This window comes from Streptomyces sp. NPDC048417, assembly GCF_040651615.1.
In the GTDB taxonomy this organism is placed as follows: Bacteria; Actinomycetota; Actinomycetes; order Streptomycetales; family Streptomycetaceae; genus Streptomyces.
The window spans coordinates 30723-52213 of sequence record NZ_JBEZKI010000036.1 but is presented as its reverse complement, the minus strand read 5'-3'; the positions used below and the strand labels follow the sequence as shown (position 1 = coordinate 52213).

22 protein-coding genes are annotated in these 21491 nt (G+C 71.6%); 16 read left to right on the top strand and 6 right to left on the bottom strand.

Annotation, left to right across the window (positions count from 1 at the left end; genetic code table 11):
* Positions 1 to 16 precede the first annotated feature (16 nt).
* The 3 genes from AB0D59_RS41840 (at position 17) to AB0D59_RS41830 (ending at position 1892) form a co-directional block, all read left to right on the top strand.
* Entirely contained in the window at positions 17 to 739 is a 723-nt protein-coding gene (locus tag AB0D59_RS41840; protein ID WP_362576561.1) for an IclR family transcriptional regulator, read from the top strand.
* A gap of 151 nt (positions 740 to 890) precedes the next feature.
* A complete protein-coding gene (locus AB0D59_RS41835) occupies positions 891 to 1439 on the top strand; it encodes a histidine phosphatase family protein (RefSeq protein ID WP_362576520.1) in 549 nt (182 codons plus the stop codon).
* Between the two features lie 96 nt (positions 1440 to 1535).
* Positions 1536 to 1892, top strand: coding sequence for a DUF6204 family protein (locus tag AB0D59_RS41830; protein ID WP_362576519.1), 357 nt, complete (start codon positions 1536 to 1538; stop codon positions 1890 to 1892).
* Between the two features lie 304 nt (positions 1893 to 2196).
* Here the strand turns inward: AB0D59_RS41830 and AB0D59_RS41825 are convergent, their stop codons facing one another.
* Positions 2197 to 2607 carry a MazG nucleotide pyrophosphohydrolase domain-containing protein gene (locus AB0D59_RS41825; RefSeq protein WP_362576518.1) on the bottom strand — a complete coding sequence of 137 codons (411 nt, stop codon included), beginning with the start codon at positions 2605 to 2607 and terminating at the stop codon, positions 2197 to 2199.
* Between the two features lie 93 nt (positions 2608 to 2700).
* On the opposite strand from AB0D59_RS41825, the gene AB0D59_RS41820 reads away from it, so the two are divergent.
* The gene (locus AB0D59_RS41820) at positions 2701 to 3699 is read left to right on the top strand and encodes a TAXI family TRAP transporter solute-binding subunit (protein ID WP_362576517.1); all 999 of its coding nucleotides are present in this window, start codon (positions 2701 to 2703) and stop codon (positions 3697 to 3699) included.
* A 168-nt stretch (positions 3700 to 3867) separates the two neighbouring features.
* Here the strand turns inward: AB0D59_RS41820 and AB0D59_RS41815 are convergent, their stop codons facing one another.
* Entirely contained in the window at positions 3868 to 5265 is a 1398-nt protein-coding gene (locus AB0D59_RS41815) for a HAMP domain-containing sensor histidine kinase (RefSeq protein ID WP_362576516.1), read from the bottom strand.
* A 9-nt stretch (positions 5266 to 5274) separates the two neighbouring features.
* A complete protein-coding gene (locus tag AB0D59_RS41810; RefSeq protein ID WP_362576515.1) occupies positions 5275 to 5961 on the bottom strand; it encodes a response regulator transcription factor in 687 nt (228 codons plus the stop codon).
* A gap of 319 nt (positions 5962 to 6280) precedes the next feature.
* Between AB0D59_RS41810 and AB0D59_RS41805 the strand changes: the two genes are divergently transcribed.
* The 8 genes from AB0D59_RS41805 (at position 6281) to AB0D59_RS41770 (ending at position 12700) form a co-directional block, all read left to right on the top strand.
* Entirely contained in the window at positions 6281 to 7057 is a 777-nt protein-coding gene (locus AB0D59_RS41805) for an amino acid ABC transporter ATP-binding protein (RefSeq protein ID WP_362576514.1), read from the top strand.
* A 59-nt stretch (positions 7058 to 7116) separates the two neighbouring features.
* Complete coding sequence (locus AB0D59_RS41800) at positions 7117 to 7956, top strand: glutamate ABC transporter substrate-binding protein (RefSeq protein ID WP_362576513.1); 840 nt, start codon at positions 7117 to 7119, stop codon at positions 7954 to 7956.
* Positions 7957 to 8105: 149 nt separating this feature from the next.
* On the top strand, positions 8106 to 8771 hold the full coding sequence (locus AB0D59_RS41795) for an amino acid ABC transporter permease (protein WP_362576560.1): 666 nt from the start codon (positions 8106 to 8108) through the stop codon (positions 8769 to 8771).
* Positions 8768 to 9676, top strand: a complete 909-nt coding sequence (locus AB0D59_RS41790; protein ID WP_362576512.1) for an amino acid ABC transporter permease — start codon at positions 8768 to 8770, stop codon at positions 9674 to 9676. Before AB0D59_RS41795 ends, AB0D59_RS41790 begins: the two co-directional genes overlap by 4 nt.
* Positions 9677 to 9911: 235 nt before the next feature.
* Positions 9912 to 11534, top strand: a complete 1623-nt coding sequence (locus AB0D59_RS41785) for an FAD-dependent monooxygenase (protein ID WP_362576511.1) — start codon at positions 9912 to 9914, stop codon at positions 11532 to 11534.
* A gap of 63 nt (positions 11535 to 11597) precedes the next feature.
* Positions 11598 to 11684, top strand: a complete 87-nt coding sequence (locus tag AB0D59_RS41780; RefSeq protein WP_350779852.1) for a putative leader peptide — start codon at positions 11598 to 11600, stop codon at positions 11682 to 11684.
* A 69-nt stretch (positions 11685 to 11753) separates the two neighbouring features.
* A complete protein-coding gene (locus AB0D59_RS41775; RefSeq protein ID WP_362576510.1) occupies positions 11754 to 12302 on the top strand; it encodes a cysteine dioxygenase in 549 nt (182 codons plus the stop codon).
* Entirely contained in the window at positions 12299 to 12700 is a 402-nt protein-coding gene (locus AB0D59_RS41770) for a rhodanese-like domain-containing protein (protein ID WP_362576509.1), read from the top strand. The genes AB0D59_RS41775 and AB0D59_RS41770 overlap by 4 nt, the downstream gene beginning before the upstream one ends.
* Positions 12701 to 12715: 15 nt before the next feature.
* Here AB0D59_RS41770 and AB0D59_RS41765 read toward each other — a convergent pair whose 3' ends face one another.
* The 3 genes from AB0D59_RS41765 to recA all read right to left on the bottom strand — a co-directional run bounded on the left by AB0D59_RS41765 (position 12716) and on the right by recA (position 17417).
* Positions 12716 to 15244: an ABC transporter permease gene (locus AB0D59_RS41765; protein WP_362576508.1), complete on the bottom strand. Its 2529-nt coding sequence runs from the start codon at positions 15242 to 15244 to the stop codon at positions 12716 to 12718.
* Positions 15245 to 15376: 132 nt separating this feature from the next.
* On the bottom strand, positions 15377 to 16282 hold the full coding sequence (gene recX / locus AB0D59_RS41760; RefSeq protein ID WP_362576507.1) for a recombination regulator RecX: 906 nt from the start codon (positions 16280 to 16282) through the stop codon (positions 15377 to 15379).
* Between the two features lie 4 nt (positions 16283 to 16286).
* Complete coding sequence (gene recA / locus AB0D59_RS41755) at positions 16287 to 17417, bottom strand: recombinase RecA (RefSeq protein WP_362576506.1); 1131 nt, start codon at positions 17415 to 17417, stop codon at positions 16287 to 16289.
* Between the two features lie 577 nt (positions 17418 to 17994).
* On the opposite strand from recA, the gene AB0D59_RS41750 reads away from it, so the two are divergent.
* The 4 genes from AB0D59_RS41750 to AB0D59_RS41735 all read left to right on the top strand — a co-directional run bounded on the left by AB0D59_RS41750 (position 17995) and on the right by AB0D59_RS41735 (position 21473).
* On the top strand, positions 17995 to 18270 hold the full coding sequence (locus tag AB0D59_RS41750; protein WP_362576505.1) for a polyprenyl synthetase: 276 nt from the start codon (positions 17995 to 17997) through the stop codon (positions 18268 to 18270).
* Positions 18263 to 19315, top strand: coding sequence for a polyprenyl synthetase family protein (locus AB0D59_RS41745; protein ID WP_362576504.1), 1053 nt, complete (start codon positions 18263 to 18265; stop codon positions 19313 to 19315). The genes AB0D59_RS41750 and AB0D59_RS41745 overlap by 8 nt, the downstream gene beginning before the upstream one ends.
* Positions 19316 to 19397: 82 nt before the next feature.
* Positions 19398 to 20558, top strand: a complete 1161-nt coding sequence (locus AB0D59_RS41740; protein ID WP_362576503.1) for an oxygenase MpaB family protein — start codon at positions 19398 to 19400, stop codon at positions 20556 to 20558.
* A gap of 171 nt (positions 20559 to 20729) precedes the next feature.
* Positions 20730 to 21473: a hypothetical protein gene (locus AB0D59_RS41735; RefSeq protein WP_362576559.1), complete on the top strand. Its 744-nt coding sequence runs from the start codon at positions 20730 to 20732 to the stop codon at positions 21471 to 21473.
* Positions 21474 to 21491 lie beyond the last annotated feature (18 nt).

The following is a 21491-nucleotide window of genomic DNA, read 5'->3' as shown; positions in this document are numbered from 1 at the left end:
CAGCGGTCAGGGGAACATGCTCCACAAGGCGGTGGTGGTCCTGGACTGCTATCGCCCGGACGGCGGCACGTTCCGCCTGACGGAACTGACCGAGCGGTCCGGGCTGCCCAAGACCACGGTGTTCCGGCTCTGCGCCGAACTGGTCCGGCTCGGTCTGCTGGAACGGGACGGGGAGACCTACCGGCTCGGCGGCGCCCTCTTCGAACTGGGCTCGCTGGTGCCGCGCCGGCACGATCTCCGCGAGGCGGCACTGCCGTTCCTCCAGGACCTCTTCGAGGCCACGCACGAGACCGTGCACCTGGGCGTGCGCGAGGGCCACGAGGTGGTCTACGTCGAGCGCATCCACGGCCACGACGTGCTGCGGCTGCCGTCCCGCATCGGCGGCCGGCTCCCGCTGACCTGCACGGGGGTCGGCAAGGCACTGCTGGCGTTCTCGGGCCCCGACCTGGTCGAGGAGGTGCTCGCCGGGCCGCTCCCCCGCCTCACCCCGCACTCCCTCACCGACCCCGACCGGCTGCGCACGGCTGTCGAGCAGGCCCAGGTCGCGGGGCTGGCCTACGAGGAGGAAGAGGCCGCACCCGGCGTCAGCTGCATCGCGGCCCCCGTCTTCGCCGGCCCCACGGCGGTGGCGGCCCTCTCGGTGGCGGTACCGTGCGACCGTTTCCGCCCCGCGCAACTGGCCCCAGCGGTACGCACAGCGGCCCTGGGCCTGTCCCGGGCACTGCGCTCCGGCCGGTGACGCCGAAGTCAGCGGTATCGGTGCGAACATCGCCGGCTCCTGATCGGGGGTCAGGGCGCGGTGGCGCGGCCGGTACGCCGGGCGCCGGACGGCGTACTGTCGTGCGCGTCCGGCCCCCGTACCCGATGGACGCCCCAGGAGGAACCGCCCCGTGACCTGCCGAGTCATCCTGATAGCCCCGGCGATCACCCCCTCGCTGCGGCGGGCCCGCTTCGACGACGGCGACTCCATCGAGAACCCGGAGGCGGTGGCGCTGTCGCTGCCCGTCGGCCGGGCGGTCAGCTCCCCCAGCGTGCGCTGCCGTGAGACGGCGGCCGCGCTGGGCCTGGACGCCTCGGCGGAGCCCGGCCTGGCGGGCCTGGACGCGGGCCGCTGGCGGGGCCGGACGCTGGAGGAGGTCAGCGCCGCCGAGCCCGAGGCGCTGGTCCAGTGGCTGTCCGAGCCGGGAGCCGCGCCGCACGGAGGCGAATCGGTACGGGAGTTCTGCGCGCGGGTCACCGAGTGGCTGGCGGCGACGGGCCGCACGACCGGCCGGACGATCGCGGTGGTGGAGCCGGAGGTGGTTCGGGCCGTGGCGCTGCACGCGCTCGGAGCGCCCGAGACGGCGTTCTGGCGCGTGGACGTCCCGCCGCTGGCCGCGACGGAGGTCACCGGCGGCCCCGGCCGCTGGAACCTGCGGCTCGGCCAGGTCGGCGGCTGAGGGGCAGGCCGCCGGAACCTCCCGCTAGGCCAGGGGGCCGGCAGGGTGCCGTAAATCCGCTGGAACGGCGCGCCGTGACCTGCCTAGGGTCGCGGAATGACCACCCGCACCTTCCGCGTCACCGTCCGCGGTGTCTTCGACGGCCTCAGCGCCGAGCAGCGCGCCGAACTGCTGTCCCGGGCCGCCGACCACGATGTGCTGCGCGCGGCCTTCACCCCCGAGGGCCATCTGAGTTACGACATCGCCGCACGGGCCGCCTTCACCTTCCGTTTCCTGGACACCGGGGAGGAAGAGGAGGACATCCTGGAGGCCACCGAACGCGCCGAGGAGGCGGCCAGGGCGTGGCTCGGCGAGCGCGGCTACGGCCACAAGAACCTCCGGTCCAAGGCTGAGGACCTCTCCCAGGCTCCCCTCAGCAAGCGGCAGCGCCGGGCGGCCGCGCAGCAGGGCTGACCTTCCGCGGGTCGACTTCCCCTACGGCGGGGCGGGCACCGGCAACGCGTCCGGCTCCGCCCACACCGGTGTGTCCGGCGACTGGGACTCGCCCCCGGCGGTCAGGGGCAGGGGCGCGGCCGACACGGCCACTCCGCTGCGCGTCCCCTTGGCCAAGCTGCACGCCGATCCCGTCCTCCGGGTCGGCCCGGTCCCCGTCGTGGTCGACCTCGACCTGGCCTGCCCTCTCCAGATCACCGGCGACGGCAAGGTCACCGTCGACACCGCGAGTGCAAGACGGCGGGCGGCACACTCTGAGCCCGGGTCAGTCCGCGTCGCCCGGTATCCAGCCCTGGCGGCGCAGTTCGGCCGAGACGTCCGGCGCCCGGTAGTGCTCGCCCTTCAGCACCTTTCCGTCGGCCCGGCGGGCGACCTGCCCGTCGGGCCCCAGCTTGCTCATGTTGGACCGGTGGATCTCGGCGATCACCGCGTCGAGGTCGATGCCGTGCACCAGCGCGGTGCCGTACGCCACGTAGACCACGTCCGCCAGTTCGTGCGCGAGTCGGTCCAGGGGCCCGTCGACCGCCACCTCGGCGACCTCCGCGGCCTCCTCGGCGAGCAACTCCCCCCGGTGTGCGGCCAGCTCGGGAGACACCTCGGTCGGCGTGGTGCGGGCGTCCAGGCCGAAGGCGTGGTGGAACTCCCGGACGAGGCGGGCGGGCGAGGAGCTGGTCATGCGAACGACTCTAGCCGCCGCCACTGACACTCCCGGTCCGCCGTCCTGGGCCGGCCCTGGTCAGGAGCGGGACCGGCTGGCAGGATCGCGCGCATGTCAAAGGTGTTCCCCCGTATCGGCAGGCGCCGCGCGCTCCAGGGCTCGGCCGCCGGCTTCGTCGCGTTCGGCCTGCTGCTGTGGTGGCTGCTGCCGCTGGGCGAGAAGCCGCCGACCGGGACGATCACCTTCAGCACCGGCACGCTGCGCGGGGTCTACCAGGAGTACGGCGAGCGGCTGCGCACCGAGCTGAGTCGGGACATGCCGGGCCTGAAGGTGAAACTGGTCCAGAGCGCGGGGTCGTACGAGAACGTGCGGCGGGTGGCGACCGGCCAGGCCGACTTCACCATCGCGGCGGCCGACGCGGTGGAGACCTACCGACTGAACGACGGCCGGGGCGCCGACCGGATGCGCGGGGTGGCGCGGCTCTACGACGACTACGTCCAGCTCGTCGTGGGGCGCGACTCGGGCATCACCGGCATCGCGCAGCTGCGGCACAAGCGGGTGGCGATAGGACTGCCCAACTCGGGTGTGCGGCTGATCGCCAACCGGGTGCTCAGGGCCGCCGGAATCGACCCCGCGAAGGACGTCACCCCGGTGGCAGAAGGCATCGACACCGGCCCGGACCAGCTGCGGCAGGGCAAGATCGACGCGTTCTTCTGGTCGGGCGGGCTGCCCACCAAGGGACTGCTGGACCTCGCGAAGAAGTTCCGCTTCACGTTCGTGCCGATAGACGACAGCCTCGTCAACAAGCTGCACTCCGAAGGCGAGGCCGCGCTCTACTACCGGGCGACCAACATGCCCGAGTCGGCGTACCCGTCGGTGCAGCAGGGCACGACGGTGGCGACGATCGCGGTCTCCAACCTCCTCATGACCCGCAAGGACATGGACCCACGCCTCACCGAGTGGGTGACCCGCACGGTCATCAAGAGCCGCGACGACATCGGTGCCCACGTCCACTCGGCCCAACTGGTGGACCTACGCACAGCGATCTACACGGACCCCCTGCCCTTGCAGGAGGGCGCACGACGCTACTACCGCTCGGTGAAGCCCTGAAGGACCGCGAAAGGGAACGCCCCTTGGGGACGGCGCCTTTCCGACAGGCCTCAGCGGCAGCGGCCCTGAAAGGGGCGCGGGGCTGTATTGGACATGCGGCTACCGCCGCGTGGGCGCGACCAGCCCCCACCGGCCCGCACCCGATCCACAACCGCACCCACCCGTCTCTCACCGACTCCGCGGCACCGACACGGTCACCCGCAGCCCCCGCGGCTCACCGTGCTCGTACGACAGCGAACCCCCGCCCGTCGCCAGCAACGCCCGCGTGATCGACAGCCCCAGCCCCGACCCCTTCACGTTCTGATGCCGCCCGCTCCGCCAGAACCGGTCCCCCACGCGTGCGAGTTCCTCATCCGTCAACCCCGGCCCCGTGTCGGTCACCACGATCGTCGACACGTCACCGTCGGCAGTCACGGTCACCTCCACCACGCCTCCCTCCGGCGTGAACTTCACCGCGTTGTCGATCACCGCGTCCAGCGCGCTGGACAGCGTGATCGGGTCGGCCCACCCGGTGGTCGCCGGGCACTCCCCGCTCAGCCGGACCCCCTTCGCCGCCGCGGCCGGCGCCCACGCGGCGACCCGCTCCGCCGCCAGCCGTCCGACGTCCGTCAGCATCAGGTCCGCCTCGGCGTGCTCGGCCAGCGCGAGGTCGAGCAGGTCGTCCAGGACCTGGGCGAGCCGCTTGCCCTCGGTGCGGACCGAGGCGATCTCCTCGTTGTCCTCGGGGAGTTCGAGGGCGAGCAGTTCGATGCGCAGCAGCAGCGCGGCCAGCGGGTTGCGCAGCTGGTGGGAGGCGTCGGCGACGAACGCCCGCTGCTGCTCCAGCACGTCCTCGACGTTGTCCGCCATCTCGTTGAACGCCCGGACCAGCCGTCTGAGTTCCGGCGGACCGCCGGCCGCAGCGACCCGGGACTTGAGCCGGCCGCTGGTGATCTCGTGGGTGGTGGCGTCGAGCACCCGTACGGGCCGCAGCACCCATCCGGTCAGCCGCAGCGCCGCGCCGATGGCGAGCAGCGTCGCGGCGATCTCGCCGGCGCCGATGAACAGCCAGCCGCGCAGGGTCCGTGAACGCATCGGCCCGGTGGGCGAGTCGGTGACCACCACGGCGACCACGTCACCGTCACGGATCACCGGCGAGGCCACCACTAGCCGGGTGCGCTGCCAGGGCCACACCTGCCGCGGGTCATGGCTGCGCCGGCTGAGCAGCGCCTCGTCGTAGGCCTCGCGTACCTCGCCCGTCTTCGGCAGGACCCAGTCGTCGGGCGCGTTGGCCATGGAGGACGCGTTGCGGTAGAAGACACCCGCGCGGATGCCGTAGACGCCGTAGTAGCTGGCGAGTTCGCGGCGGAGCGTCTCCTGGCGCTCGTCGGTCCCCATGGGGCGTGACGTGGTGGACGCGTCGGTGACGAACTGGGCGAGGGCCGCGAACCGCGCGGTGTCGTCGATCCGGTCCACGACGACCTTCTGCTGCTGGGCGGCGGCCACGCTGGCGGCGAGGGGGATGCCGAGCGCGAGCAGGACGGCCGCCAGCAGGACGATGAGCAGCGGGAGGAGACGTGTGCGCACCCGTCCCCGCTACGCGGCCGGGGCGACGAGCCGGTAACCCACGCCGCGTACGGTCTCGATGAGCGCGGGCATGCGCAGCTTCGCGCGCAGGGAGGCGACATGCACCTCCAGGGTGCGTCCGGTCCCCTCCCAGCTGGTACGCCAGACCTCGCTGATGATCTGTTCCCGGCGGAAGACCACACCGGGCCGCTGGGCGAGCAGCGCCAGCAGGTCGAACTCCTTGCGGGTGAGCTGGACGACCGTGCCGTCCACACTGACCTGGCGGGTGGGCAGTTCGATGCGGACGGGGCCGAGCCGGAGCGCGTCGTCGCCGCCGGCCGGGCCGTCCTCGTGGTGGGTGCGCCGGCTGACGGCGTGGATCCGGGCGAGCAGTTCCCCGGTGTCGTACGGCTTCACCACGTAGTCGTCGGCGCCCAGGTTGAGGCCGTGGATCCGGGAACGGACGTCGGCGCGGGCGGTGACCATGATGACCGGGGTGCTGGTGCGTTTGCGGATCTTGCCGCAGACCTCGTAGCCGTCCTGGTCGGGCAGTCCGAGGTCGAGCAGGACGACGTCGTAGCCGTCGCCCTCGGGGACGAGCGCCTGGAGGGCCTCCTCGCCGCTGCGGGCGTGCGTGACGGAGAACCCGTGCCGGGCCAGGACCGCGGAGAGTGCGGCGGCGACGTGGTTGTCGTCCTCGACGAGCAGCAGTCTCATCCCGGCCCCCTCCGGTTCAGCGGTCGTATCGTCCTGGTTCGTTCTCCGCTTGCCCGCGGAGAACCTGTGCCTTGTAGAAAACGCGTGCACGCGCGCGTGCACGATGGCAGTCACGCTGATGGACGACGACGGCGTCAAGTGGGTTTCGGCGGCGCGCGGGTTCCGTTACCCGGCCGATACGCGCACAGGCCACAGCTGCTACGACATGTGCCCGAATGCTATCGGATCGTGATGCTCAGATCTCCCTCAGATGTAATGACGCTGGTCATGCGCGGTAACTACATTCCTCCGCAACCGAGGAGGACGGAGCCCGATAGCGATGACCGAAGTATCGGTGGCCAAGGAAGATGTGGCCGCGACCGGCGAACTGGTCGTCCTGAAGAGCGTCAACAAGCACTTCGGCGCGTTGCACGTGCTCCAGGACATCGACCTGACGATCGCCCGCGGCGAGGTCGTCGTGGTGATCGGGCCCTCCGGGTCCGGTAAGTCGACCCTGTGCCGCACCGTCAACCGTCTGGAGACCATCGACTCCGGAACGATCACGATCGACGGCAAGGCGCTGCCCCAGGAGGGCAAGGAGCTGGCCCGGCTGCGCGCCGACGTCGGCATGGTTTTCCAGTCCTTCAATCTCTTCGCGCACAAGACGGTGCTCGAAAATGTGATGCTCGGTCAGGTGAAGGTCCGCAGGGCGGGCAGGAAGCAGGCCGAGGAGAAGGCCCGCGCCCTGCTCGACCGGGTCGGTGTGGGCACCCAGGCCGACAAGTACCCCGCACAGCTCTCCGGCGGCCAGCAGCAGCGCGTGGCGATCGCGCGGGCGCTGGCGATGGACCCGAAGGTCATGCTCTTCGACGAGCCGACCTCGGCCCTCGACCCCGAGATGATCAACGAGGTCCTTGAGGTCATGCAGCAGCTGGCCCGGGACGGCATGACGATGATCGTCGTCACCCACGAGATGGGCTTCGCACGGTCGGCCGCGAACCGGGTGGTCTTCATGGCCGACGGCCGGATCGTCGAACAGGCCACGCCCGACCAGTTCTTCAGCAACCCGCGCAGCGACCGGGCCAAGGACTTCCTGTCGAAGATCCTGCACCACTGAGGCGTAGCAGGACCCGCTTCCTTTCCCAGACGTCTTCACCAAAACGAGGGATGTTCATCATGCAGCTCCGCAAGGTCACCGCCGCCTCGGCCGCCGTGCTCGCGCTCGCCCTGTCCGCCACGGCGTGTGGCGGCAGCGACAAGGACGGCGACAGCGGTTCGTCGGGCGGCGGCAAGATCAAGATCGGCATCAAGTACGACCAGCCCGGTCTGGGCCTCCAGGAGCCCGACGGCTCCTTCTCGGGCTTCGACGTGGACGTGGCGACGTACGTCGCCGGACAGCTCGGTTACAAGCCGAACCAGATCGAGTTCGTGCAGACCAAGAGCGCCGACCGCGAGAACGCCCTCGCGCGCGGTGACGTGAAGTTCATCGCGGCCACCTACTCGATCACCGACGAGCGCAAGCAGAAGGTGGACTTCGCCGGCCCGTACCTGCTGGCCCACCAGGACCTGCTGGTCAAGAAGGCCTCGACCATCGCCAAGGGCACCGACCTCAACGGCAAGAACCTGTGTTCCGTGACCGGTTCGACCTCGGCGCAGAACGTCCAGAAGACGATCGCCCCGAAGGCCAACCTCAAGGAGGTCAGCACCTACTCGGAGTGCATCGCCGGCCTGCAGAGCGGCTCCGTCGACGCCGTGACCACGGACGACTCGATCCTCGCGGGCTTCGCCGCACAGGACAAGTACAAGGGCCAGTTCAAGCTCGCGGGCCTGAAGCTGAGCAACGAGAACTACGGCGTCGGCGTCAAGAAGGGCGACTCCGCGACCCTCGACAAGATCAACAAGGCGCTGGAGAAGATGGTCAGCGACGGCTCCTGGCAGAAGGCGGTCGACGCCAACTTCGGCCCGGCCCAGTACAAGAACGAGCCCGCCCCGAAGATCGGCGTGATCGTCAAGTAAGGCACGGTTCCGCGCGCCCCGCGGAACTGAGTCGACGCAGGGATCCGGCAGGTCGCACGGTTCCTCGGGCGCGCCGCCGCCACCGCTTCCCCTGGCGGCGGCGCGCCATGCCCTTCACCTACGCCACACACCCGGAAGCGCGGGAAATCGTGTTCGACTTTCTTCAAGGCTACGACGTCCTAGGGGCGTTCTGGACGACGGTGAAACTGACCGTCTTCTCCGCCGTGGGCTCCCTTGTCTGGGGCACCCTGCTGGCCGCGATGCGGGTCAGCCCGGTCCCGCTGATGCGCGGGTTCGGCACGGCCTACGTCAACATCGTCCGGAACATCCCCCTGACGGTCATCATCATCTTCACCTCGCTCGGTCTCGCCGACATCTTCGGCGTCACCCTGGGCGCCCACGACTTCAAGGTCCAGGGCTTCCGGCTGGCCGTGCTCGGTCTCAGCGCCTACACCGCGGCCTTCGTCTGCGAGGCGATCCGCTCCGGCATCAACACCGTGCCCGTCGGACAGGCCGAGGCGGCCCGCGCGATCGGGCTGAACTTCTCACAGACCCTGCGGCTGATCGTGCTGCCGCAGGCCTTCCGCGCGGTGATCAACCCGCTGGCCAACGTCCTGATCGCCCTGACCAAGAACACCACCGTGGCCGCCGCGATCAGCGTCGTCGAGGCCGCCGCCCTGATGAAGACGATGATCGAGAACGAGGCCCAGACGGTGCCCATCGGCGCGGTCTTCGCCTTCGGCTTCGTGGTCCTGACCCTCCCGACCGGCCTGTTCCTCGGCTGGCTCGCCAAGCGCCTGGCGGTGAAGCGATGAGCTCGGTTCTGTACGACGCCCCCGGGCCCAGGGCCAAGCGGCGCAACGTCCTCCTCTCCGTCGTCTTCGTCCTGCTGCTCGCCCTCCTGCTCTGGTGGGTCTGGCAGAAGATGGACGACAAGGGCCAGCTGAAATGGGCCCTGTGGCAGCCGTTCACCACCTCCGAGGCGTGGACCACGTATCTGCTGCCCGGCCTCGGCAACACCCTCAAGGCCGCGGCGCTCGCCATGGTCATCGCCCTTCCGCTGGGCGCGCTCTTCGGCATAGCCCGGATGTCCGACCACGCGTGGATACGCATCCCGGCCGGCGCCGTCGTGGAGTTCTTCCGCGCGATCCCGGTCCTGCTGCTGATGCTGTTCGCCATGGAGTTCTACGTCCGCTCCACCGACGTCGGCAGCGACGAACGGCCGCTGTACGCGGTCGTCACCGGCCTGGTGCTCTACAACGCCTCGGTGCTCGCCGAGGTCGTACGGGCCGGTGTCCTGGCCCTGCCCAAGGGGCAGACGGAGGCGGCGTACGCGATCGGTCTGCGCAAGGGGCAGACCATGACCGGCATCCTGCTGCCGCAGGCGGTCACCGTGATGCTGCCGGCCATCGTCAGCCAGCTCGTGGTGATCGTGAAGGACACCGCGCTGGGTGGTGTGATGCTCCAGTTCACCGATCTGCTCAACGCCCGCGGCACCCTGGCCGCCAACTACGCCAACGTCATCCCGAGCTTCATCGTCGTGGGGGTCATCTTCATCGTCCTGAACCTCATCCTCACCACCTTCGCCTCCTGGCTGGAACGTAGGTTGCGGCGCAGCAAGCGCGGCACGGGCGCGATCCTCGGCCCCGACATCGAGGACATCAACGCGGGCGAGGTCGCCGGCACCTTCGCCGCGGGGGCGGGCGGCGCCAACCCCTGACGCCGAGTCAACCCGGGTGACAGACACTGAGGCAGCGGCTGCCCGGCCGCTGCCTCCCCCTTTTTCACCCGGGTTCCGGGGCCCGCGCGCCCGCCATGCTGACGTGTCCCCGGGTGCGCCGCTTGACCGGGTGGCGCCCAGTCTGTTGCATACGTTCTGTGATCGTGCACCCTGCTCCACCAACCTGTTCATCCGTCTCCGTCGGGACTTGCGTACGGGCAGGGGGCGCCGCGCCGTGGACCCGGTGATCATCGTCGGAGCGGGGCCCGTCGGGCTTACGCTCGCCCTGGCGCTGGCGCGTCAGGAGGTGCCGTCCGTCGTCCTGGACGAGGGCCCGGGCAAGGACGAGCCGCGTCCGGCGCGCACGGTGATGCTGCGCGAGGACACCGCCGCCCTGCTGGCACGGCTGTCCGGTGCCCCGCTCGACGAGCTGGGCACCCGCTGGACCGGCTGGCGCTCGATGCGCCGCAAGCAGGTGATGCGCGAGGTCGTCTTCGACGACGCCGGCGAACCGTCCCCGCTGCACATCGCCCAGCACACACTCACCAACGCCCTGCGCGCCGCGATCACCGACCAGCCGCTGGTCAAGGTCGCCACGGACAGCCGGCTGGACACGGTGGAACAGGAGCGCTCCGGTGTCACCGCGCACACCCGCGGCCCCAAGGGCACCTGGTGGCGCGGCAGTTATCTGGTGGGCTGCGACGGCCCCCGCTCGACCGTGCGCAAGCTCCTGGACATCCGCTTCCCGGGCCGTACGGCGGTGGAGCGGCACGCGGTCGCCGCGCTGCGCACGGAACTTCCGTGGCCCGGTCAGGCGTTGCTCCATCGGACACCGCCGTGGCGGATGTCCGGGCCCTCGGCCGGGGAGGTGACCGCCCGCCCCCTCCCGGACGGCGCCTGGCGCCTGGACTGGCTGCTGCCGCCCGGCAAGGACCTGGTCACCCCCGAGCTCCTGGTGAACCGGATCCGTGAGACCCTCGCGGGCTGGACGGACGGCACCACACCGCCGTACGACCTGCTCGACACCGGGGTGCACACCGTCCACCACCGTCTCGCCCGCCGGTGGCGGGTGGGCCGGGTGTTCGTCGCCGGGGACGCGGCGCATCTCCTCGGCGCGTTCGGTACGCACGGGCTGGAGGAGGGCCTGCGGGACGTGGACAACCTCGCCTGGAAGCTGGCCCCGGCCTGGCACCACGGCCCGCACGAGTCGCTGCTGGACAGCTACCAGACCGAGCGCCGGGCGGTGGTCGCCGCCCGGCTGCGCGCCGCCGACCAGGTGCTGCCGGTGCTGCGCGGCGGTGGCGGGCTGCGCGGGATCGTGCTCGGCACGGCCCGGGGCCACGACGCGCTCCTCACCGACGGTCACCTGGGGCACGGCCCGCTCGGCGCGCCGGGGGCGTACGCCGACTCGCCGCTCGCACCCCGGCACCTGGAACACGAGATCCCGGTCGACACCCCGCCGGGGGCGCCGGTCACCGACGTCCGGGTCACCGCGGAGGACGGCACCTTCGTACAGCTTCGCTCGCGGCTCGGCCGCGGTGCGCTGCTCGTCGTCCTCATCGCGCCTGGTACGGGCGTGTGGGACCGCAAGCACTGGGTCTCCGCCGGGATCATGCCCCGGCTCGCCGCGGCCGTGACCGCGCTGCCGCACCCCGCCGAGCTGCTGGTCGCCGAGGCCTACCCGGGCGCACCGGCGCACTCCGTGTTGCTCGTGCGCCCCGACGGCCATCTGGTCACCGCCCTCAACGGTGTCCGCCCGGCCGATCTGTACGCGGCCGCCGAGGCGACGCTGGGCGGCAAGGACCCGGAGAAGACGGAAGCGGAGGCGAAGGCACAGGCCGGTTCCGGCGCGCGGTGATCGCGCGGTCCACATTCTGACGGTGAGTTGACCCGCCCGCACCGGCGTGGTGTACTCCGCAACGTGAACGACACCACTGTGCGCCTGTGGCGGAAGGTCCATGTTGACCTGGTCCGCTACGCGGGCTGCGTGTGTCTTCCGTCCTGCTGAATTCGCTTCTTCTCCTCCTTCTCCCGGGGCGCCGTCTGCGCCCCCTTCGGCGAATCTTCATCAGGAACGGTGCACGTGTCTGCTTCTCTCTCCACCCCGTCCTCCCCCGCCTCTCCGTCCGCCTCCGCGCCCACCCAGGCGGACCTCCTCGACTTCGTCCGGCGTACGGCCGCCGACACCGCGCTGATCTCCTCGCTCCCGCTCGACCCGGAGGGCCGCACCTGGGTACGGCTCGACGGTCCCGGCGGCAGCGAGGCCTGGCTGATCGGCTGGCCGCCCGGCTCCGGCACCGGCTGGCACGACCACGCCGAGTCGGTCGGCGCCTTCCTCACCGCCACCGGTGAGCTGAAGGAGTACTCGCTCGCCACCCGGCTGCCCACCGACGGCTGGAAGACCCTGGAGCTCTCCGAGGACGTCGACCGAGAGCGTCGGCTGCCCGCCGGAAAGGGCCGCTCCTTCGGCCGCGACCACGTCCACGAGGTGCTCAACGAGTCCACCGAGCACCATGCCGTCTCCGTCCACGCCTACTACCCGCCGCTGCCGCGGATCCGCCGCTACAGCCGCAGCGGACCGGTGCTCCGCCTGGAGCAGGTCGAACGCCCGGAGGACTGGCAGTGAGCGGCTCCGGACACCCTCCCGTGGGCATCGACGAGTTGCTGGAGCGGGTACGGACCGGCTACCGGCGCGTGGCAGCGCACGAGGCGTACGAGGCGGCGCGGACCGGAGACGCCCTGCTGGTCGACATCCGGTACGCGGCGCTGCGCGAGCGGGACGGGGTGATCCCCGGCGCCCTCGTCATAGAGCGCAACGAGCTGGAGTGGCGCCTGGACCCCCAGGGCAGCCACAAGGCCCCCGAGGCCACCGGCCACGACCTCCGGATAGTCGTGATCTGCAACGAGGGCTACGCCTCCAGCCTGGCCGCCGCCTCCCTGCACCAGCTGGGCCTGCACCGCGCGACAGACCTGATCGGCGGCTTCCAGGCCTGGAAGGCAGCGGGCCTACCGGTCACACCCTGACGACGACGGCGATCTCTAGTCCTTCGCCGTCGCCACCGTCACCGCCGGCACCCGCAGCGCCACCCGGCCGGGAAGGGCAGCGGCCACCAGCGCGAGCAGCGCGGCGGTCGCGACGACGGTCACGTACAGCAACGGCGTGACCGTCGGTGCGGCCCGGCCCGTCATGCCCACGCTGAACGCGGTCAGTACGGCGAGCGCGATGCCGCTGCCGAGGGCCGTCGCCAATGCCAGTACGGACAGCACCTCGGTCCGCAGCATCCGGAGCACCTGACGGCGAGTGGCACCGGCCAGCCTGAGCAGCGCGAACTCGCGGACACGTGCGGCGACCGACATGGCGAGCGTGTTGACGACGGCGATGGCGGTGAAGGCCAGGACCAGCCCCATGGCCAGGTAGTTGACCTCGGCGTTGTCCTGTTGACGGTCGGCTTGGAGGGAATCGGCGGCGGCCGACGAAAGAATCCGCAGACCCGGGAACTCACGGAGCGTAGTCGCGAGTTGTGTTTGTGTATGGGCTGTGCTGACGAGGACAGAGGAGGCGAGTGGGTTGTCCACGTGGTGCGAGACGAGGTCGTGGGCGAAGGTGAGATCGCCGAAGCCCAGACCCCGGGCGTAGACGGCGGCGACGGTGAGCGTGGCGGGCGTGCCGTCGCCGAGGGTGAGTCTCAGGGTGCTGCCTGGCGCCAAGTGGTGCTGTTCGGCGGCCAGTTCACTGACGGCGACGGTGCGGTCGGTGAGGCGGGCGAGGGAGCCCGCAGTGACCTCGGGGTCCCAGGTGCGGGTGAGGCCCTCGGGGGTGACGCCCTGGGCCGGGTACTTGTCGAGTCCGACGCGGACGGTCGTACGGACCACTTCGGTGACGGCGTCGTGGTGGGTACGCAACCGCTGTGCGGCTTCGGCCGGGACCCCCGGTCCCCGGGCGGCGACGACCCAGTCGGCGGTGACCCCTGCGCGGGCCTGGGCTCGGGCGGCGTCGCCGAGGGTGGACTGGACGAACAGCACGGTGCAGGTCATTCCGACGAGCAGGGTGAGAGGGGTGACGACGGAGGCCATCCGGGCGGCGTTGCCGCGCAGGTTGGCGGTGGCGAGCCGACCGCCGTGACCGGTGAGCCGCAGCGGTCCGGCGAGCAGCAGGGCGGCCGCCTTGACCAGCAGCGGGCCGAGCAGGGCGACGGAGGTGGAGAGGACCACGACAGCGAGGAAGGCGACGGGAGTCGATGCGGGTTCGGTGCGCAGGGAGGTGAGCAGGACGACGAGCACGACTCCGCCGGCGAGCAGCAGCAGACCGGCGGCGATCCGCCCCCGGGCGGGCCGGGCGGGCTCGGTCCGGGACTCGGCCAGCGCCTCGGTCGGCCGGATCCGGGTGATGCGCCGGGAGGCGATACGGGCGGCGGCCCAGGCGCCGATCAGGGTCGCGACGAGCGCGGCGAACGGCGGGAAGACACCGGTGGTGTGCTGAAGCGTGGCCGGTACGGCGCCCAGGGCGACGAACCTGGTGTGCAGCCAGACGCCGAGCGGAAGCCCCAGGAGCGCGCCTACGGTGCCGGCGACGGCGCCGACGATCAGTGCCTCGCGGCCGAGCAGCCGACGGATCTGGCCGGGGGTGGCGGCGATGGCCCGCAACAGGGCGAGTTCGCGGTGGCGCTGCTGGACGGTGAGCGCGAAGGTGCCGACGACCACCAGGATCGCCACGAGCAGCGCGGTGCCGCCCATGGCACCGCCCATGCTGACCAGCCGGACCCTGGCGGCGGCCGCGTCCAAGAACTCGACGGGGCCACGGGCGTCCCCGGCGGAGACCTGGGCGGTGGTGCCGCGCAGTGCCCGTGTCACGGCCCGCTTCAGCCGGCCCGGGTCGGTGCCGTGGGCGGGCAGCACGCCGAACGCGGTGACCTGCCCGGGGTGGGCGGCCAGCCGGTGGGCCTCGGCGGTGGAGAAGAAGAGGGACGTCTGGTGGCGTACTTCGGTGGCCGGGGCGGCGATTCCGGTGATCCGGTAGGCGCGCGGGGCCTGCGTCGACTGCACGGTGAGTGTGTCGCCGGGGCGCAGCCGGGCGCGTGCGGCGAGGTCGCGGTCGACGACCAGGTCGGTGGCGGCCTTCGGGGCGGTGCCGGTGACCAGCCGGTACGGGGTGAGCGGGGCTGACTCCCAGGCGTGTCCGTAGGCGGTACGGCCGCCGGTGCCGGCCGGGGTCAGCGGCTGGGCGAGGAAGGTCAGTTCGGGCACGACCCGGGCGACGCCGGGCGTGTGGGCGAGCCGGACTTCCAGGTTCGCGGGCAGCCAGGCGCGCTCGGCGATGGGTTTCGCCTTGTGCTTGACCTTGGTCTTGCCGTGCTTGTGCTTGACGGTGGTCCGGTGGACGTACTGGTCGCCGGAGACCACGATGGGGGTCGCCGCGTAGCGCTCGGTGCGGATCGTGCCGCGCAGACCGGTGTCGAGGAGGGTGCCGCAGGCGGAGATCAGCGCCGCCGCGCACAGCAGGGCGAGGAAGGCGCCGAGGAACCCGGCCTTGCGGGCGCGGATGGTTCTGAGGGCGTAACGCAGCATCATGGCGTACACGGTTGTTCACACATGGGTCCTCGGGCACTGCGGTGGCCCGGTGTCCTGGGAGGGGGTTAACCCCACCACCCCGACAGGCCGGTGCCGTCTTCGAACTGACCGCCCGTCAGGCCTGCCAGGCCGTCAGAAGTCCCCGCTCTCAAGGAAATCCGTGTCCTCGCCCTCCTCCTCCAGGGCTCGCCGGACGACCCTGAGGGCCATGCCCTCGGGGTATCCCTTGCGGGCGAGCATGCCGGCGAGGCGGCGGATGCGCTTGTCCCGGTCGAGGCCCCGGGTGGAGCGGAGCTTGCGGGCGACGAGTTCGCGGGCCGTCTCCTCCTCCTGCTCGGAGTCGAGCTGGGCCACGGCCTCGTCGACGATCGCCGAGTCGACGCCCTTGGTCCGCAGTTCCTGGGCGAGCGCGCGCCGGGCCAGCCCCCGGCCGTGGTGCCGGGACTCCACCCACGCGTCCGCGAACGCGCTGTCGTTGATCAGCCCGACCTCCTCGAACCGCGACAGCACCTCCTCGGCGACGTCGTCCGGGATCTCCCGCTTGCGCAGAGCGTCCGCGAGCTGTTTCCGGGTGCGCGGGGTCCCGGTGAGCAGGCGCAGACAGATCGCCCGCGCCCGCTCAGCCGGGTCCGCCGGAGGCTCCCCCTGCTCGGCCCTCGACGAGGAGGAGGAACCTCCGTCCTCACCTGACGGCTCCCCGGAGCCACGCCGACGGCGCGTCCCGGGCCGCCGCGAGCCACGGCCGGGTGATCCGTGTCCCCGGGGCCCGGCCGGGCCGTCGTGCGTGCCGTCCTCGTACGCGCTGTACGAGTCGGGCGGGCCGTCGTCCTCGTACGAGCCGTCACGCCCGTATGAGCCATCACTCCCCCGTGTCGCACCCCCGTCCCGGTGCCGGCGTGCCACCGGGTGTCCCTCGCCCTCGCCCCCATACCCGTCGCCGCCCGTGCCGTAGGGCCCGGTACCGTCCCCGGTGCCCCTCCCCCGTGGGGCACCGGGGGACATGTACTCGTAGTCGGCCCAGTCGGTTCGTCGTGTCACGGCGTCAGCTCTTGGCGGTGGCGGCCTTGGGCTTGGTGACCTTGGCGGCGGCCGGAGCGGGCACCGTCTTCGCCGGGTCGCCCGTGGCCGCCGTGACGACCGCCGCGTCCGCGCCCGGCTCGGCGGCGGGCTCCTCCGGACGGACACCGACGCCCAGCTTCTCCTTGATCTTCTTCTCGATCTCGTCGGCCAGGTCGGGGTTGTCCTTGAGGAAGTTGCGCGCGTTCTCCTTGCCCTGGCCGAGCTGGTCGCCCTCGTACGTGTACCAGGCGCCGGCCTTGCGGACGAAGCCGTTCTCCACGCCCATGTCGATCAGGCCGCCCTCGCGGCTGATGCCGTGGCCGTAGAGGATGTCGAACTCGGCCTGCTTGAAGGGCGGCGCGACCTTGTTCTTGACGACCTTGACGCGGGTGCGGTTGCCGACCGCGTCCGTGCCGTCCTTCAGGGTCTCGATGCGGCGGATGTCGAGTCGCACCGAGGCGTAGAACTTCAGCGCGCGGCCACCGGTCGTGGTCTCCGGCGAGCCGAACATCACGCCGATCTTCTCGCGGAGCTGGTTGATGAAGATCGCGGTGGTCTTGGACTGGTTGAGCGCGCTGGTGATCTTCCGCAGCGCCTGGCTCATCAGGCGGGCCTGGAGACCGACGTGGCTGTCGCCCATCTCGCCCTCGATCTCCGCGCGCGGGACGAGCGCGGCGACGGAGTCGATGACGATGAGGTCGAGGGCGCCGGAGCGGACCAGCATGTCCACGATCTCGAGGGCCTGCTCGCCGTTGTCGGGCTGGGAGAGGATCAGGTTGTCGATGTCGACGCCGAGCTTCTGCGCGTACTCGGGGTCGAGGGCGTGCTCCGCGTCCACGAACGCGACCTGGCCGCCGGCCTTCTGCGCGTTGGCCACGGCGTGCAGGGTCAGGGTCGTCTTACCGGAGGACTCCGGTCCGTAGATCTCCACGACCCTGCCGCGCGGCAGGCCACCGACGCCCAGGGCGACGTCGAGCGCGGTCGACCCGGTCGAGATGACCTCGATGGGCTCCTTCGTCCGGTCGCCCATGCGCATGACCGCGCCCTTGCCGAACTGCCGTTCAATCTGTGCGAGAGCGGCTTCGAGAGCCTTCTCGCGGTCGGTACCTGCCATGGGTTCCACCCGGTTTGCTTGAGTCGATCGCTTCACGTCAAAGACGCTAACGCCTGCCACTGACAATGCGCCCCGACGCCGGTCCGACCTGTGGATAACCCAGGGACTTCTCCGCCGAAACCATGCCGAACTGCCGCTGGAGTCCCCGTCGAGAACCCCGCCGGAGCCTCCATAAGAATGGATGTTCGATTTTCGTGTCAAGCGCACCACGCGGTACTCCTGTACTTCCCCGACTTCCCCGCAGGGTGCTCACCCACCGCTCACCCACGGACTCCGAGCGGTGCGCGGACAGGGACGGGGCGCGGTGCGCGGGGAGGGAGTGCGCGGGACGCGGGGAGGGGGTGCGCGGGGCGGGGACGGGCGACGGCCGGAAATCCGGCGTACGCGGCACGCGGGCGGGAGCGCGCGGCACGCTGGGGGCGGCCGGCGGAAGCGGAAGCGCGGCACGGCGATCCGCACCACCCGGCAAGTCGTTCACCCGATCGTGAGTTTCCGCATGCCCGCGCCCGTCGTGCCGCGATCCTCGAAGAGGCGGCCGGTAGGCGGCGCCCCTGTGTGCCGTGGGTGGGGAGAGCGCGTGACACGTGAGACAGGACGACGCGGCCTGGACGAGCAGGCCGTGCTGCTGGCGGCGGGGCTGGCCGATCTGGCGGTGAGCACCCTGGGCACCGCCGTCGGCACGGTCCGGGGGCTGCTGCGCCGCTCGGACACCGGAGCGCTTGCGGCGGAGGCCGAGCACGACCTCACCGCGCGCGGACGCCTGGTCCTGGACCGGTACGCGACCGTGCCCCCGGCCCATCTGGAGATCCTCGCCCGGCACGCCCTCGTCCGGCGGACCGTCGGCGATGACTGACCGGTGGGATCCGGGCGCCTTCAAGAACCGCGTCGACGAGGTACTGCGCCGGTTCGTCGCCCAGGAGGCCGACCTGTTCGCGGCGGTCGATCCGCTCCTGGCCCCGGTGGCCGAACAGCTGGAGGCGGCGGTCGCGGACGGCAAACGGCTGCGGGCGGCGTTCTGCTACTGGGGCTGGCGTGGGGTGGGACAGCCGGACAGCGACGCACTGGTGCGGGCGGCGGCCTCCATGGAGCTGGTGCACGCCGCCGCCGTCGTGCACGACGACCTCATCGACGACAGCCCGCTGCGGCACGGGCGCCCCACGGCACACATCGCCCTGCGTAGCGCCGTACCGGCACATCCGTGCGCCGACGGCACCGCGCGGTCGCTGGCGATGCTCGTGGGCGATCTGCTGATGTCGCTGGCCGGGCAGCTGTTCGCGACCTGCGGTCTGCCCGCCGCCTATGTCTCCCGGGCCCGCCCCCTGTGGTCGCTGCTGGCCCGGGATCTGATCGCGGGCGAGTGCCTGGAGATCCTTCGCACCGGGACCGGCCCGGACACCACGGCCTCGCTGAAGGTGATCCGCTACAAGACCGCCAAGTACACCGTCGAGCAGCCCCTGTTGATCGGCGGCGCCCTGGCCGGGGCGGCCGAGGGGCTTCGGGAGGGGTACTCCGCGTACGGGCTGCCGCTGGGCGAGGCGTTCCAGCTGCGCGACGACCTGCTCGGCCTGTTCGGAAAGCCGGAGCACACCGGCAAGGCCAACGCCGACGATGTACGCGGCCACCGGCCCACCGCGCTGCTCGCGGAGACCTGGCGGCTCGCCCGTGAAGAGGACCGGGAGCGGCTCGGCGCGTTGCTCGGCAGACGCGATCTGGGTGCGGAGGGCCTGGACGCGGTCCGCGAGGTGATGTGCCGGCTCGGGGCGCCCGACCGGATCGAGCACATGATCGGCGCGCGGGTCACGGAAGCACTCGATGCCCTCCACGCACTGGACGTGCCGGCCCCCGCCGCCGGTGCCCTGACCACTCTGGCCCACTCGGCGGCGGTCCGCCTGTCCTGACGCCCGCCCGGTGGCACGGACGCGCACGGACGGCACCCACGAAGAGACCCGCGAGAGACCCGCGAAGACAAGGAGCCCTGCCGTGACCCACACCGAGGCGTCGTTGGACGCCCTCCGGCACGCCGGTGACGAACTCGCCGACGCCACGGTCGCCGCACTCTTCGAGCGCGGGGAGGTGGGCACGTTCAACACCTTGATGCGCTACGTCTCCACCGCCGGCGCTCCCCTGCCGGACGGGCTGCCCGACGTCGCACGGGAGTATCTGGAGGCCACCCGGGTCCCGCCGTCGTGGGTGGACTGGGGCGAGATGGAGAAGGCCCGGCTGTTCTTCATCGACAACAACGTGCACATCGCGACCGCGCTCTCCTTCGCCTCCATGCCCGCCTGTTACGTGGTCCCGCGCGTGGCGAAGCTGCTGTCGGCCACGCACGGGCTCAGCTACCCCTCCAAGCGCATGGCGGAGACCGGCCAGTTCACCGTCTATCTGATGCAGCCCGACGCCTTCGAGGCCGGTGGCCGCTTCGTCCCCGCCGCCCAGAAGGTGCGTCTGCTGCACGCCTCCATCCGGCACCACCTCAAGCGCGAGAACCGCTGGGACACCGAGGCGCTGGGGACGCCGATCTGCCAGGAGGACATGATCGGCGGGCAGATGTTCTTCTCGCTGCTGGTCCTCGACAGCCTGCACCGGCTGGGCATCCATCTGTCCACGGAGGGCGCGGAGGCGTACTACTACGCGTGGCGGGTGGTCGGCGCCATGCTCGGCGTCGACCAGGAGGCCGTGCCCAAGACCCTCGACGAGGCCCGCGCCTTCCTCGACCTGTACATGATCCGGTACATGGGTCCCTCCGAGGAGGGCGCCCGGCTGACCCTGCAGCTCATCGAGCTCTACGAGGAGGTCGTCCCCGGCACCTTCTTCGACCCGATCGTCTCGGCCCTCGTCCGCCACCTGGTCGGCGACACCTGCGCGGACTGGCTGGAGGTGCCGCGCACCCCGTGGGACACCGTCGTCAAGGCCGTACCGCACCTCCTCGGCGTCCTGGAGACCATCGAGGACCGCTCCCCGCTGGGCGCGTGGGCACTGGACCGGCTCGGCCACCTCACCGCCGTCTTCGAGCTGTCCTCCCTCACCCGTGGCCGCGTCATGCACTACGCCATCCCCGAACACCTCAGGAAGGACTACGGCGTCCCGGGCACGGTGCCCCGCACCCGGCGGTGGACCCCGCCGGCCGCCACGGTCTCCTGACCGTCCGCCCGCCTACTCCCCACGGCGTACGGCGGGTGTCTTCGGCCGGACGACGACCGCGCGGACGGCCCCCGCAAGGGTGGGCGCATGCCCTCCCCCCTGGAAAGTCCGTCCGCCGCGGAAACTCCGGCCTCCCTGGAAAGTCCGCACCGGAATCCACCGGCGAGCCCCCTGCGTGGGGTCCGTCCCGCCGAGCGTCTGTGTCACGCGACCGGGGTGCTCCTCGTCCTCTCCGGCCTGGTACACCTGGTGGTGTTCGCGGTGGACGGCGGCCCCTGGTACGGCCCGGTCTCCTGGCGCAAACCGGTCACGTTCGGGCTCTCCTTCGGGCTGACGCTGATCGCGGTCACCTGGGTCACCTCGTACCTGAGGATCGGGGAGCGGCTGCGGACCGTGCTGCTCGTCGTGTTCGCCGCCGACTGTGTGGTGGAGGTCGGCGGGATCACCCTGCAGGCGTGGCGCCGGGTGCCCTCGCACCTCGACATGGAGACGCCGTTCGACACGGCGGTGTCGATGACGCTCGCGGTGGGCGGCGGGGTCCTGGTGGTCCTGCTCACCGTCTTCGCCGTGGTGTCGTTCCGGCGGCGGCCGGCCGGTCCCGTGGGCATGGCGCTCGCCGTGCGCTCCGGGTTCGCGGTCCTGCTCGTGGCGCTGGCCTCGGGAGCCGCGATGATCGCGCGCGGGGTGGTGCTCGTCCGGACCGGTCACCAGGAGGCGGCGTACGACTCGACGGCCCCGCTCAAGCCGCTGCACGGAGTGAGTCTGCACGCGGTGCTGGTCCTGCCCGCCCTGGCCTGGCTGCTGTCCTGCACCGCCTGGAGCGAACAGGTCCGGTGGCGTGTCGTGGCCACGGCGGTGGGCTGCTACGCGGCCGCCGTGGCCGCCGCCGGGGTGTGGGCGGTGCTCACCTACTGATCACGGTGGCTGCCGCTG